At 64.6% G+C, this 13,669-nt stretch carries 14 protein-coding genes; 6 read left to right on the top strand and 8 right to left on the bottom strand.

Going from position 1 to position 13,669, the window contains the following annotated elements:
- Positions 1–46: 46 nt before the first annotated feature.
- The 3 genes from cobT to cobS are packed head-to-tail and all read right to left on the bottom strand — an operon-like array spanning position 47 to position 3,357.
- Positions 47–1,948 (bottom strand): cobaltochelatase subunit CobT, encoded by a 1,902-nt coding sequence (cobT, locus tag V1283_RS39750; protein WP_334392017.1) that lies wholly within the window; start codon positions 1,946–1,948, stop codon positions 47–49.
- Positions 1,945–2,355 carry a GNAT family N-acetyltransferase gene (locus V1283_RS39745; RefSeq protein ID WP_334392016.1) on the bottom strand — a complete coding sequence of 137 codons (411 nt, stop codon included), beginning with the start codon at positions 2,353–2,355 and terminating at the stop codon, positions 1,945–1,947. The genes cobT and V1283_RS39745 overlap by 4 nt, the downstream gene beginning before the upstream one ends.
- A 3-nt stretch (positions 2,356–2,358) precedes the next feature.
- Positions 2,359–3,357, bottom strand: coding sequence for a cobaltochelatase subunit CobS (cobS, locus tag V1283_RS39740; protein WP_334392015.1), 999 nt, complete (start codon positions 3,355–3,357; stop codon positions 2,359–2,361).
- Between the two features lie 305 nt (positions 3,358–3,662).
- Here cobS and V1283_RS39735 point away from each other — a divergent pair, with 305 nt between their 5' ends.
- On the top strand, positions 3,663–4,346 hold the full coding sequence (locus V1283_RS39735) for a DedA family protein (protein ID WP_334392014.1): 684 nt from the start codon (positions 3,663–3,665) through the stop codon (positions 4,344–4,346).
- On the opposite strand, the gene V1283_RS39730 is transcribed toward V1283_RS39735, so the two are convergent.
- Positions 4,304–5,521, bottom strand: a complete 1,218-nt coding sequence (locus V1283_RS39730; RefSeq protein ID WP_334392013.1) for a citrate synthase family protein — start codon at positions 5,519–5,521, stop codon at positions 4,304–4,306. The two genes, V1283_RS39735 and V1283_RS39730, sit on opposite strands and share 43 nt — an antisense overlap.
- Before the next feature lie 74 nt (positions 5,522–5,595).
- Here V1283_RS39730 and V1283_RS39725 point away from each other — a divergent pair, with 74 nt between their 5' ends.
- Positions 5,596–6,687 carry a citrate synthase/methylcitrate synthase gene (locus V1283_RS39725; protein WP_334392012.1) on the top strand — a complete coding sequence of 364 codons (1,092 nt, stop codon included), beginning with the start codon at positions 5,596–5,598 and terminating at the stop codon, positions 6,685–6,687.
- 190 nt (positions 6,688–6,877) lie between these two features.
- Here V1283_RS39725 and V1283_RS39720 read toward each other — a convergent pair whose 3' ends face one another.
- Positions 6,878–7,525 carry a J domain-containing protein gene (locus V1283_RS39720; protein WP_108512466.1) on the bottom strand — a complete coding sequence of 216 codons (648 nt, stop codon included), beginning with the start codon at positions 7,523–7,525 and terminating at the stop codon, positions 6,878–6,880.
- A gap of 109 nt (positions 7,526–7,634) precedes the next feature.
- Between V1283_RS39720 and V1283_RS39715 the strand changes: the two genes are divergently transcribed.
- The 3 genes from V1283_RS39715 (at position 7,635) to V1283_RS39705 (ending at position 10,029) form a co-directional block, all read left to right on the top strand.
- On the top strand, positions 7,635–7,913 hold the full coding sequence (locus V1283_RS39715; RefSeq protein ID WP_334392011.1) for a BolA family protein: 279 nt from the start codon (positions 7,635–7,637) through the stop codon (positions 7,911–7,913).
- 153 nt (positions 7,914–8,066) lie between these two features.
- Positions 8,067–8,510: a hypothetical protein gene (locus V1283_RS39710; protein WP_334392010.1), complete on the top strand. Its 444-nt coding sequence runs from the start codon at positions 8,067–8,069 to the stop codon at positions 8,508–8,510.
- A 187-nt stretch (positions 8,511–8,697) separates the two neighbouring features.
- Positions 8,698–10,029: an IS1182 family transposase gene (locus V1283_RS39705; RefSeq protein WP_334392009.1), complete on the top strand. Its 1,332-nt coding sequence runs from the start codon at positions 8,698–8,700 to the stop codon at positions 10,027–10,029.
- Between the two features lie 152 nt (positions 10,030–10,181).
- Here the strand turns inward: V1283_RS39705 and V1283_RS39700 are convergent, their stop codons facing one another.
- The 3 genes from V1283_RS39700 to V1283_RS39690 form a co-directional block, all read right to left on the bottom strand.
- Complete coding sequence (locus V1283_RS39700; RefSeq protein ID WP_334392008.1) at positions 10,182–11,534, bottom strand: hemolysin family protein; 1,353 nt, start codon at positions 11,532–11,534, stop codon at positions 10,182–10,184.
- Positions 11,535–11,601: 67 nt separating this feature from the next.
- Positions 11,602–12,744, bottom strand: coding sequence for a 3-dehydroquinate synthase (aroB, locus tag V1283_RS39695; protein WP_334392007.1), 1,143 nt, complete (start codon positions 12,742–12,744; stop codon positions 11,602–11,604).
- On the bottom strand, positions 12,741–13,373 hold the full coding sequence (locus tag V1283_RS39690; protein ID WP_334392006.1) for a shikimate kinase: 633 nt from the start codon (positions 13,371–13,373) through the stop codon (positions 12,741–12,743). The genes aroB and V1283_RS39690 overlap by 4 nt, the downstream gene beginning before the upstream one ends.
- A gap of 143 nt (positions 13,374–13,516) precedes the next feature.
- Between V1283_RS39690 and V1283_RS39685 the strand changes: the two genes are divergently transcribed.
- Positions 13,517–13,663 (top strand): histidine kinase, encoded by a 147-nt coding sequence (locus V1283_RS39685; RefSeq protein WP_334392005.1) that lies wholly within the window; start codon positions 13,517–13,519, stop codon positions 13,661–13,663.
- Positions 13,664–13,669 lie beyond the last annotated feature (6 nt).

Genomic DNA, 13,669 nt, shown 5'->3' with positions numbered 1-13,669 from the left:
TGCATATTTCAAAAGCCGGCGGCGGCCTATGCGCGGGCGCATGCTCTCACGAATGCAAACGGCGCGGGCGGTGGTGGCCCGAAGTGGGCGCGGCGCCTTGGGTCTCGCTGAACAGTTCGGCGAGTTTTTCGGTGATGGCGCCGCCGAGTTCCTCGGCATCGACGATGGTGACCGCGCGGCGATAGTAGCGCGTGACGTCATGACCGATGCCGATCGCGATCAGTTCGACCGGCGAGCGGGTCTCAATCTCCTCGATGATGTGGCGCAGATGCCGCTCGAGGTAATTGCCGGGATTGACCGACAGCGTGGAATCGTCCACCGGCGCGCCGTCCGAAATCATCATCAGGATCTTGCGCTGTTCGGCCCGGCCAAGCAGCCGCTTGTGCGCCCAGTCCAGCGCCTCGCCGTCGATGTTTTCCTTCAACAGCCCCTCGCGCATCATCAGCCCGAGATTTTTCCGCGCACGACGCCACGGGGCGTCGGCGGATTTGTAGATGATGTGGCGGAGGTCGTTGAGCCGGCCGGGATTGGCCGGCTTGCCGGCAGCGAGCCACGCCTCGCGCGACTGCCCGCCCTTCCAGGCGCGCGTCGTGAAGCCCAGAATCTCGACCTTGACGCCGCAGCGCTCCAGCGTGCGCGCAAGAATGTCAGCACAGGTCGCCGCCACCGTAATCGGGCGTCCGCGCATCGAGCCGGAATTGTCCAAGAGCAGCGTCACCACGGTGTCGCGGAAGGTCGCTTCCTTCTCATGCATGAAGGACAGCGGGTGATAGGGATCGGTGACCACGCGCGACAGCCGCGCCGGATCGAGAATGCCTTCCTCGAGGTCGAACTCCCAGGCGCGGTTCTGCTGCGCCATCAGGCGGCGCTGCAACCGATTGGCGAGCCGCGCGACGATGCCCTGCAGATGCGCGAGTTGCTTGTCGAGATAGGAGCGCAGCCGTTCCAACTCGTCATGGTCGCAGAGATCCTCCGCCGCGATCACCTCGTCGAACTTCGGCGCGAACGCATGATATTCCGGCCCGCGCGGCTCGTTGGCGCCGCGCGTGTTCGGCCGCGTCGCCTCGCCCGGCGTCTCGTCGTCGCCGAGTTCGCCGTCGTCGAACGTGTCTGATGTGGAGGCCTGCGCGCTCTCCATCGCGCTCTCCGACATTTCGTCGGTGGAGGCCTGCGCCTGATCGGCGCTCATTTCCTGCGCGGCGTCGGAATCGGGCGAGCCCTCGGCGCCGGACTGATCGTTCTCGCCGTCCTGATTCTCGTCGTTCTCATCGTCGTCGGCGTCCGCATCGCGCTCGTCGCCGAGATCGAGCGCCGACAGCAGGTCATGCACGAGATCGCCGAACTTCGCCTGATCCTCGGTGACGCGGCTGAGCTTGTCGAGCCGGGTCCCGATCTTGTCTTCGAGCACCGGCCGCCAGAGATCGACCATCTTCTTCGCGGCCGCAGGCGGCGCCATACCAGTCAACCGCTCGCGCACCAGCATCGCCAGCGCATCCGACAGCGGCGCGTCGGCACGGTCGGTGATCTCGTCATACTTGCCGCGATGAAAATGATCGTCGAGCATCGCGGTGAGATTCTTCGCGACACCCGCCATCCGCCGCGAGCCGATGGCCTCGACCCGGGCCTGCTCGACCGCTTCGAACACGCCGCGCGCCTGTGGATTGCCCGGCATCAGCTTGCGGTGCACCTTGGGATCGTGACAGGCGAGCTTGAGCGCGATCGAATCGGCGTGGCCGCGCACGATCGCGGCATCCCGCTTGGTCATCTTGCGGGCGGGCTCCGGCAGCCGCGCCTTGCCCGGCGCGAGGCCGGGACGTTCGGCCGCGAACGTCACTTCCAGTTCCGGGGCCTTGGCGATCGCGCGCAGGCACGAGGTCACCGCGCGCTTGAACGGCTCGGTCGGGGCTTCCTTGGATCCGGTGCGGAATTTGGAGTTGGATGTGCTCATAGCGCTTTCGTAAACCAGTGCCGCGTGACGCCGCCGGGATAGCCTTCGATCGAACCGAATTCCTCATAACCGCAACCGCGGTAGAAACCCGGCGCCTGAAAACTCATCGTGTCGAGATAGGACCGCGTGGCTCCAAACCGTCTCGCTTCGTCCTCAATCGCCTTTATCAGTCTCGTTCCGTAGTCCTTGCCGCGAAGCTTCTGCTCCATCCAGAAAAGCTGGATAAACAGAACCGTGGTCCAGACTTCGCCGACAATTCCGCCGACGATCTTGTCGCCCTCGCGCAGTGAGATGGCGAAGCGCTTGTATTTCTGCTTCCCCATCTTTTCGGTGTTGTAACCGATCAATCCGCCGAGCACCGCCTTCTTGGTCTTTCCAATGGTGCGCTCGACGGAAATTTTCGGCATTGGCTAGCTGAGCGCCACGTTCACCGAACTCTCGGGCAGTTCCTGGTTGAAGCAGCGCTGATAGAATTCGGCCACCAGCGGCCGCTCCAGTTCGTCGCACTTGTTGAGGAAGGTGACGCGGAACGCGAAGCCGATGTCGGAGAAGATATCGGCGTTCTCGGCCCAGGTGATCACGGTGCGCGGGCTCATCACCGTCGACAAATCGCCGTTGGCGAACGCGTTGCGGGTGAGATCGGCAAGGCGCACCATCTTGTTGACGATGTCGCGGCCCTCGGTCGTGCGATAGTGATGCGCCTTCGCCAGCACGATCTCGACTTCCTCATCATGCGCCAGATAGTTCAGCGTGGTGACGATCGACCAGCGGTCCATCTGGCCCTGGTTGATCTGCTGGGTGCCGTGATAGAGGCCCGAGGTATCGCCGAGGCCAACCGTGTTGGCGGTCGAGAACAGGCGGAACGCCGGGTGCGGCTTGATCACCTTGTTCTGGTCGAGCAGCGTCAGCCGGCCAGAGACTTCCAGCACGCGCTGGATCACGAACATCACGTCGGGACGGCCGGCGTCATACTCGTCGAACACCAGCGCGATGTTGTGCTGCAGCGCCCAGGGCAGGATGCCGTCGCGGAATTCCGTGACCTGCTTGCCTTCCTTGACCACGATCGAGTCCTTGCCGACCAGATCGATACGGCTGATGTGGCTGTCGAGGTTGACGCGCACGCACGGCCAGTTCAGCCGTGCCGCGACCTGCTCGATATGGGTCGATTTGCCGGTGCCGTGATAGCCGGTGACCATGACGCGGCGGTTATGGGCGAAGCCGGCGAGCACGGCGAGCGTGGTGGCGCGATCGAAGCGGTAATCGGAATCGACTTCCGGGACATGTGGGTCGACTTCGGAATAGGCCGGCACTTCGAGATCTGTGTCGATACCGAAAACCTGCCGGACCGACACCTTCATATCGGGCAAACCGACGGGCTCCTGGACTTTGGTCATGGCGGCGGTCGTCATCAATCCTCCGAGGTCCCGGGCGTTACCGAAACCAGATTTGTTGAATGGCTGCGGATGGGTGCTAGGACGAACCTAGCAGAGAGCAACGGCCGGCAGAAGCCCGCGGCACAATCAAAGTTCCGTTGCCTTATCATTGAGATAGGGCGTGTATCAGGTTTTTGGAGGGCTGCCCTGCGAATCACGACGCACTTTTGCCTTCCAGCCGGCCTTCCGACCCGATCTCGGGACCAGGGCGGACCCTTTCAAGACCGATCCGGAGCTGTTAGCTGGAATTCGAGCCAGCCGCACACCGAAGCAGGAACTCTGTGACCTCATTCCTCGATTCCCTGATCGCGTTCGTCTCAGAGCATGTCTGGCTGGCCTACCTGACGCTATTTCTTGCGGCCCTGCTGGAGGCGATCCCGGTGGTGGGAGCGCTGGTGCCGGGCTCGACCATCATCCTTGCCCTGAGTGCGCTGGTGCCGGGTGGCGAACTGAAGCTGTGGGGCGTGCTGGCGGCAGCGATCACCGGCGCCATGCTCGGCGACGGCTCGGCGTTCTGGGCTGGCCATCGCTCGCAACGCGAAATTCTGGGCGCCTGGCCGATGTCGAGATATCCGGGCGTCATGGCGCAGAGCGAGGCGTTCTTCCACCGCTGGGGAACGCTGGCGGTATTTTTCGCACGCTTTGTGCCGCCGATCCGCGCCTTCGTGCCGGTGACGGCGGGCGCGCTCGGAATGCCGCCGGTCCGGTTCTACGGCGTCAACGTTGCGGCGGTGATTGCGTGGGCTTTGGCCCATGTGCTGCCGGGCGTGTTCGCGGTCTCGGCACTGCACCACTATGCCGGCTTTCCGCATCACCAGGGCACCGGCAAACATCTGTGGATGCTGGCCGTGTTCGCGACGGCGATCATTGCGCTCGGTGTCTGGACGCTGCGCCGCCGCCGGACAGGAAAGCCCTCGTCAGATCAGGCCCTGCCGGGCCCCCGCCCCGGTGCAGGACCGACATAGCGCGCGCGGGGCCGGATCAGTCGGCCATGCTGCAATTGCTCGCAGGCATGCGCGATCCACCCCACGGTGCGCGCCATGGAAAACAGCACCAGTTCATGGCCTGGCGGCAGGCCGAGCGTGTGCACCAGCACCGCAAGGGCATAATCGATATTGACGAACTCGCCGGTCGCCTCCGCGATACGGTCCGGGATTTCATGGGTCAGTTTGCGGTCAGCCCCGGAGCGCGCCAGCGCTTCCAGCAGCGCCCGTGCGCGGGGATCGCCGTGCTTGTAGACCCCATGGCCAAAGCCCGCGAAGCGCTCGCCGAGCGCGACGCGCTCGCGGATGATAGGGGCAACCTCGCCGTGGGCGAGTGTCTTCAGAAGCTGCGCCGCCAATACGCCGGCACCGCCGTGCTTCGGACCCTTCAATGCGACGAGACCGGCGATGATGGCGTCGTAGAGATTTAATCCGGTCGAGGCCGCGCAGCGCACGGTGAAGGTTGAGGCGTTCAGCTCGTGATCCGCCAGCAGCACCAGCGCGCGGCGAATCAAATCGGCGGCGTGCTTGTTTTCAGGCGCCCACACCCGCGCGATCTGCAAATGAAGTGGTTTTGCCGAGGATTTGGCGTTCAGCATGGTCGCGACCACCAGCCGCACGATGCGGCCGCCGAGCATGGCGCGGCCTTCGGGCGCCCGTGTATATGCCCGCGGGTCGGCGCTGGCCGCCAGCGCCAGCACGGCGATGGCGCGATCGATCGCATTGGCGCCGCGCGCAGCGTCGGCCACGGCGCGCATTTCGTCCGACACGACGGGGCAATTGTCCTGTTCGAACGGATCGGCGCCGGTGACATCCCACAACAAGGTCGCGGCATGTTCGAGCGTGTCGCGCTCGGCAAGATCGATGCAGTTGACGCCGCGATAGATCGCGCCGTCCTCGGTAATCGTTCCGACCGCCGAATCCATCACGGGAAGATCGGCGTCGAAACTGCGCATGCCGCGTGGTTCGGGCGCCGGCGTGCGCCGCTCCTTCAGCGTGCGGACGTCCTCCGCCCGGTAGCGGTGGCTGCGCGAATCCTGCGACGGCTCCGAGCGGATCAGCCCGCGGCTGACATAGGCGTAGAGCGTCGCCTGCGAGATCGCGAGTTCGGCGGAGGCCTCGCGGGCCGAGAGGTAAAGGCCGGCGGATTTTTTCATATTGATTTACATAATCAAGATTGATCAATCTGTCGAGAGGCCCGACCTTTGGCAGCAGGCAAAGGAGAGCCATCATGAATATGCAGCTTTCGAAGACCCCGATCGGCCTGGACGGTATTCCGGCCGCCGAAACCGTGCTCAGCCATGTCGACGGCGAGCGCGGCGAACTGATCATCGCCGGCGAACGGGTCGGCGACCTCGCCCGCAAGACCGGTTTTGAGGGCGTGACCGCCCGGCTCTGGAGCGGCGGAACCGGCCAGCCGGTCGGCGAAGCCGCGGTGCGGGCCGCGCTCGGGGCGGGACGCGAACGGGCGTTTGCCCGGCTGCCGGACCTGCTTGGCATCACGCGCGGCCTATCGATCGTCGACGGATTTCGCGCGGCAGTCGCGGGGCTCCGCGCGGAGGCCGGCCTTGCACACGAGGCCACCATCGTTGGCGCATTTCCGGTCATTGCCGGCGCGCTGGTGCAGCGCGCCAAGGGGAACGATCCGATCGCACCCGATGCAACCCTCAGCCATGCCGCCGACACGCTATCAATGATGCTCGGCCGCAAGCCCAACGCGCGCGAGGTAGCGGCGCTGGACGCCTATTTTGTCACCGTGTGCGACCACGGCATGAACGCTTCGACGTTCACGACACGGGTGGTGGCCTCGACGCAGGCGGACTTGTTCGCTGCCGTCACTGCCGGCTATTGCGCGCTGACCGGCCCGCTACATGGCGGGGCACCTGAACCCGTACTGGAAATGCTCGACGCGATCGGCTCCAGCGAGCGCATCCAGCCGTGGGTCGACAGTGCGCTGGCCCGCGGCGAGCGGCTGATGGGATTCGGCCACCGCGTCTATCGCGTCCGCGATCCGCGTGCCGATGTGCTGAAGGGTGCGATCGAGCGGCTTGCCGGCGAAGGCGCCGACCTGCCCTTCGCCGGCGAGGTCGAGGCCTACATCCGCGCCGCGCTGCGGCGGAAGAATCCGGAGCGCCCGCTCGACACCAATGTGGAATTCTTCACCGCGATCCTGCTCGACGCGCTGAAAATCCCGCGGCAGGCGTTTACGCCGATCTTTGCCGTGGCACGCGCCGCCGGCTGGACCGCGCACGCCCGCGAGCAGCAGCGCGGTGGCAGGTTGATCCGGCCGAGTTCGGCGTATATCGGGCCAATGCCGGGGTGAGCGAGCGGAAAAGTGTGTGGAAGGCAACAGCGGAGCCATCATCTCCGCTGTCGTCCCTGCGAACGCAGGGACCCAGAACCACAGGCGTTTGTTATTGCGCGAAAGCCGTCGACCAGCCGTTACAAATCCGAGAGGGCGCGGCGGATGGGTCCCTGCGTTCGCAGGGACGACGCGAGATTAATGCCAGGCGCTACGCGCCGCGCACCACGGTCTTGAGATAATTATACGCCTTGATGATCTCGATCAAGCGATCCTCGGTGGAGCGGTCGCCGCCGTTGGCGTCGGGATGGTGCTGCTTGACCAGCGCCTTGTACTTCGCCTTGACCTCCTCGAGGGTGGCTTCGGCGGTGAGGCCCATCACCTGCAGCGCCTTGCGTTCGGCGTTCATCACCTTGCGCGTTTCGGCCTTGGCCTCGGCGCCCGGTCCGGGCCGCCAGCGGCCGCGGCCGTTGAGCTCGGAGAACATGCTGAAGGGATCTGAGGCGCCGTCGAAATCCTCGGCGGCCTGCTTGCCCTTCTTGCCGGCGGTGTTGGCGCCCATCTTCCAGGTCGGGCGATGGCCGGTCAGCGCATCCTTCTGGTAGCGCGCGACGGCGTCGGCATTCATGCCCTGGAAGAAATTGTAGTTCTGGTTGTACTCGCGGACGTGATTGAGACAGAAGTGAAAATACTCGCGCGAATTCTCGCGGCCCTTGGGCGCGCGGTGCGGGCCCTTGTTCTGGCAGCCCGCCCACTCGCACATGGCGGCTTCCTCGCGCGCCTGCGCCTGCTGCTTCGCGCTCAGCTTGTTGGGCTTGATGCGAATGGAGTCGAAGAATTTGGATGAATCAATTGCCATGGCTAACTTTGACTACGCAATCCCTCAGGCTTCAAGTCTTGACATTGCGAATACCTCGCTTCGGATACGCCATTGACGAAAAGCGGACACGGAATTATCTGCCGTCATCATGAGCACCAGGGACATTATCATAAACAAGTTGCGTGAAGCTTTCTTGCCGGAAAGCCTCGACGTCGCGGACGAATCGCATCTGCATGAAGGCCATGCGGGTCACCGGCCGGGCGGCGAGACGCATTTCAGGGTCTATATCGTGTCTCCGGCCTTCGAAGGGAAGAGCCGGGTTGAACGCCATCGCATGGTAAATGCGGCGCTTGCAGCGGAACTCAAGGGCTCCGTCCATGCGCTCGCCATCAAGGCGCAGGCGCCGGGAGAAACCGCCGGGCGGTAGTAGAGGCTGTCCGCCAGCTTCCTGTGAAGATCGGCAGAGACGGTAGAACCGGTTTCGCAACTGTGAGACAATCACCGAAGCCGTGGATCAGGTTCCGTTCGGACGCGGGGTCGGGCTGACCCCGAGGCCGTCGCAGGTCGATGGGGTCGTCCGATGCGATATTGGGCACGCTTCCGATGGGCCGCCGCCGTGGCGCTGCTGGTTGCGGTCCCCCCAATCAGGGGGCACGCGCTTGATATGCCGAGCCCCTTTGTCCAGGAAGTGCTGATCAAGAGCATTTTGGTGACGCTCAACGACGCGGTGGCATCGGATAATTTCACGGTGCTCCACGCCAAGATTTCAAAGCCGTTCCGCGATCAGTTTCCGCCCGACAAGCTGCGGGCCGTCTTCAAGGACCTGGTCGAGAAGCACGCCGTGTTCGATGCGATCGTCGCAAACCCGGTCATTGCGGATGAAGATGCGAAGGTCGACGACAAAGGCGTGCTGCGCCTCAAAGGCCATTTCGACACGACGCCCAAAAAGGTGAAGTACCAGCTCGGGTTCATTCCCTCCGACGGCCAGTGGAAGCTCAGCGGCATCAGCATCGACATCGAATAGTCCAAGACCCCGTCATCCTGAGGTGCGAGCGGAGCGAGCCTCGAAGGATGGAAGGGCCACGGGCCGTCGTCCTTCGAGACGCGCTTCGCGCTCCTCAGAGAGTGTGATTTTTTTGACGTCGGGCAAGCCAGTCTAGCCGATAGCTAATGCAGTGTGATTCTCTGGCGATATGGATTCGCGGGAGGCGATGATGGCTGCCGATGAATTGTTTGGAGACCTGCCGGAGCAGGCGAAGCCGCAAGCCGAAGCGGCGCCGCTCGGCGCGCCGCGGCTGCGTGAACCGCAACGCGACCAGATCGCGTTGCGCGCGGTGGATATCGAGAGCCTGATCGGGGAAGACCATCCGGTGCGCCTGATCTGGTCTTATGTCGAAGAGCTTGATCTGAGTGAACTGGAGAACCGGATCAAAGCCAGGGGCGACCGCCCCGGTCACCCCGCGACATCGCCGCGGCTTTTGCTGGCGCTGTGGCTCTATGCCACCAGCGAGGGCGTTGGCAGCGCACGCGCCTTGGAACGGCTGTGCGAGAGCCACGATGCCTATCGTTGGCTGTGCGGTGGCGTGTCGGTGAACTATCACATGCTGGCGGACTTCCGGGTCGGTTGCGCCGATCTGCTGGACCGGCTGCTCAGCGAGCATCTGGCGGCGCTGGCGAAGGCTGGCCTCGTCAATCTGGAGACGCTGGCGCAGGATGGGGTGCGGGTCCGGGCCAGCGCGGGAGCCGCCTCGTTCCGGCGCGAGGCGACACTCGACCGGCACCTGGCACAGGCTGAGGCAGCGGTGGAAGATCTCAAGCGCGAGGTCGATACACGCTCGGACGCCAGCAATCAGCGCACCCGGGCGGCCAAGGAGCGAGCCGCGCGGGAGCGCCGCGCGCGCGTGAAAGCGGCGCAGACGGCGCTGGCCGAGATCAAGCAGCAGCGCAAGGAGCGCGAAGAAAAGCGCGGCAATGGCAAGAAGCCGAAGGAGCCGCGCGCATCCACGACGGACGCCGATGCACGGGTCATGAAGATGGCCGACGGCGGCTTCCGCCCAGCTTACAACGTGCAGGTAACGAGTGCGGCCGGCCAGCAGATCGTCGTTGACACCAGGATTTGCAACACCGGGTCCGACCGCGGCCTGATGCGTCCCATGCTGGAGCGGCAGCGCACGCGCCCTGGCGGTCTGCCCAAAGACCATCTCGTCGATGGCGGCTTTGGCAGCGCGGAGGACATCGAATGGGCGCATGCCGAGGGCGTCGAGGTCTTTTGTCCGCCCACTCAATCCAAGCACGGCACCGATCCGTACCTGCCGCGGCGCGGCGACGGCCCGGGGGTACTGGCCTGGCGCGCGCGAATGGCGAGCGAAGCGGGCAAGGCCCGGTACAAGCCCCGTTCGATTTGCGAGTGCATCCATGCCCGCTGGCGCAACTGGGACCTGCGGCAATTAACCGTGCGCGGCATCGAAAAGGTCCGCGCCGTCGTGCTCTGGTACGCCCTCACCAACAACATCCTGCAAGGCAACCGCCTCTGCAGTGCATAAACGAGAGCTCATCGACAAACTCAAACCCCAAAACCGCCATTTGCCGCGACGAGCAGCCGCCACCTCGCTCCAAAGCTCCGCAGCGGCCAAAAGCGTCACAAGCTCTCAGGATGACGGAGTGAGTGCAGCAGTCCTTCGTGTTGGAGATACGCTCAGAACGCCGTCCCCGCCCGCTTCGGCTTCGGATCCTCGCCCTCAGCTTCGCGCGGCACCGGCGCGATCTTGAGCGCCGTGATGCGGTTGCGCTCACGCCGCAGCACGCGGAAGCGGAAGCCGTGGAAAGTAAAACTCTGGCCGCGCTCGGGGATCGAGCGCGCTTCGTGGATCACGAGGCCTGCGACCGTCGTCGCCTCCTCGTCCGGCAGATGCCAGTTCATCGCGCGGTTGAGATCGCGGATCGGCACCGAACCGTCCACCACCACGGAGCCGTCGCTCTGGGCGCGGACGCCGGCCACGACGACGTCGTGCTCATCGGAAATGTCGCCGACGATTTCTTCCAGAATGTCTTCCAGCGTCACCATGCCCTCGACTTCGCCGTATTCATCAACGACGAGCGCAAAATGGGTCTTGCGGCGGCGGAACGCCTTCAACTGTTCGGACAGAGGCCGCATCTCCGGCACGAACCACGGCGGCAGCATGATCGCCGAGACGTTGATCCGCGAGGTATCGCCGTCGGAGGCCCGGATCGCGCGCAGCAAATCCTTGGCGTGCAGCACGCCGATGATGTTTTCCGGCTTGTCGCGCCACAGCGGGATGCGGGTGTATTCGGTCGCCAGCACCTCGCGCACCAGTTCGTCCGGCGGCAGATCGGCGTTGATCAGCACCATCGCGGTGCGGTGGACCATGACGTCGGAGACGGCGAGGTCGCCGAAACGGAAGACGTTGTGGATATACTCTGCCTCGCCGCTCTCGATGCCGCCATGCACGGCCGATTCTTCCACCAGCCCTTCGATCTCGGAGTCAGTGAGAATTTCGTGCTGTGAGGATTCCTTGACGCCGAGCATGCGCAATATCCCGCGGGATGCGGTGTTGAGCAGCCAGTTCAGCGGATAGAACACCAGATAGGACAAATGGAGCGGATAGGCGATCCATTGCGAGACCGGCATCGGCTGGCGGATCGCGAGTGTCTTCGGCACCTGCTCGCCGATGACAATGTGCAGCGAGGAGAACACCAGAAAGCCCGCCATGAACGACACAAAGTGCAGGGTGCGTTGCGACATGCCGAGCGGGATCAGCAACGGTTCGAGCAGCGCCGAAACCGTGGGTTCGCCGACCCAGCCGAGGCCGAGCGAGGCCATGGTGATGCCGAGTTGGCAGCAGGCGAGATAGGCCTCGATATTGCCCATCATGCCGTGCAGCAGGCGCGCGCCGAACCGGTCCTGCTCGACCATCGCCCTGATGCGAAAGCCGCGGCTCTTCACCAGCGCGAACTCGGCGGCCACGTAGAACGCGTTGGCGGCGAGCAGCAGGAGCGCGAGCAGCAGATTGGACGCGGTCGAACTCATCTATGCCTCGTGACGGCCCCGGCCCCGCGCGACGCTTGGCCCACACGGCGTCCCGACAATCCCGTTCTCATCCCGACAACTTCTGTTGCAGGAAATCGCGCACCAGCGCCGGCTCGACGTCGTTTGCGACCACCGCGCGGCCAATCGCCTGCAGCAGGATGAATGTGAGCTTGCCGCGCTTGACCTTCTTGTCCTGCGCCATCAGCGCCATCAGGGCGTCGGCATCCGCCAACCCCTCCTGGGCGAAGCCCGCGATGTCCTGCAAATGGGTCGGCAGGCCGACGGAAGCAAGATGGCGTTCGACACGGGCGGCATCGCTTTGCGGGATCATGCCGAGCTTGGCGGAAAATTCCGCGGCCAGCACCATGCCGACGGAGACGCCTTCGCCATGGAACAGGCGATCGGAAAAGCCGGTCGCGGCCTCCAGCGCATGGCCGAACGTGTGGCCGAGATTGAGCAGCGCGCGCTCGCCGTTCTCACGCTCGTCGCGGGAGACGATCGCGGCCTTGGCGCGGCAGGAGGTGGCAATCGCGTGCTCGCGTGCCGCGCCGCCGGAGAAGATGTCGGCGTGGTTGGCTTCCAGCCAGGTGAAAAAGGCTTCATCGCCGAGCACGCCATATTTGGCGACTTCGGCATAGCCGGCGCGGAACTGGCGCGGCGACAGGGTGTCGAGCACGGAAGTATCGGCGATCACCAGCACCGGCTGATGAAACGCGCCGATCAGGTTCTTGCCCTGCGGCGAGTTGATGCCGGTCTTGCCGCCGACCGAGGAATCGACTTGCGCCAGAAGCGAGGTCGGCACCTGCACGAAATCGACGCCACGGCGCAGGATCGCCGCCGCAAAGCCGGCAAGATCGCCGACCACGCCGCCGCCGAGCGCAATCACCAGATCGTTGCGTTCGATCCTGGCCGCGATCAGCGCCTCGGAGACCTTTTCGAGACCGGCATAGGTCTTCGATACTTCGCCTTCCTCGACGATGACGCGGGACGTCTGGATGCCGGCCTCGGTAAGCGAACGCTCTGTTTGCTCCAGCCAGTGCTTGGCCACAGTGCGGTCGGTGACGATGGCGGTGCGCACGCCCGGCCGCAACGCGGCGACGCGCGCGCCGAGCGAGGCCAGCACGCCACGGCCGATGACGATGTCGTAGGCGCGCTCGCCAAGCGCGACGTCGACGGTGATTTCGGCGGAATGCTTCAGTGGCGCAGTCATGGCGTAACGCTGATCCCGTCGGTTGTCGGCTGGGCAGAAGGCGCGACGGCGCCTAGCCGGGCGCGCAGGGCATCGATACATTCGTCGACGACGCGGTCGTGCGGCACATCGCGCGAACCGATCGTCAGGTCGGCGGTCTGGTAGACCGGTTCGCGCGCTTCGAGCAGGCGGCTGACGGTCGCAACCGGATCCTCGGTCTGCAGCAGCGGACGGTCGGCGCGGCGCTTGACCCGCTTCATGATCACGTCGACATCCGCCTTGAGCCAGATCGAGACCGCCTTGTCGCGGATGCGGTTGCGGGTCTCCTCACGCATGAAGGCGCCGCCGCCGGTGGCGATTACGGCCGGGCCGCTGTCGAGCAGCCGCGCGATCACCCGCGCCTCGCCGTCCCGGAAATGCGGCTCGCCATGGGTTTCGAAAATGTCCGGGATCGACATCCCTGCCGCCGCCTCGATCTCGATATCGGCGTCGAGGAACGGCAGGCGCAGCCGCGCCGCAAGCCGCCGGCCGATGGTGGACTTGCCGGCGCCCATCATGCCGACCAGCACGACCGAACGCCTTCCCAGAGCCGACGTGATATCGGCCTCCTGGGGGCTATTGGCTTGTGCCGGTACGGCGGTCTCGGACATCAAAAACTCTGCGGTTTTGCGGGATTTGCCCGCGGCTGCGACACCTATACTACCCCCATCGATGCCCCCGCCAGAGACTCTTGCCACGGGGATGGGAACATGATGGATGATTTCATTGGTTAATTCGCCGCCCTGAGCCCCCTATGCCCAGTTTGTTCCGCTTTCTGACGGTCGTCGGCATCATTGCCGGGATGATCTATGGCGTGATTTTTTCGCTGGCGAACTTCGTCACCCCAAAGCCCCGGGAAATGACGGTCACCATCCCCGCAGACAAGTTCCTCAAGAAATAGCCGCTA

The organism is Bradyrhizobium sp. AZCC 2262, from assembly GCF_036924535.1.
In the GTDB taxonomy this organism is placed as follows: Bacteria; Pseudomonadota; Alphaproteobacteria; order Rhizobiales; family Xanthobacteraceae; genus Bradyrhizobium.
This window is presented reverse-complemented; position numbering and strand designations above follow the sequence as displayed.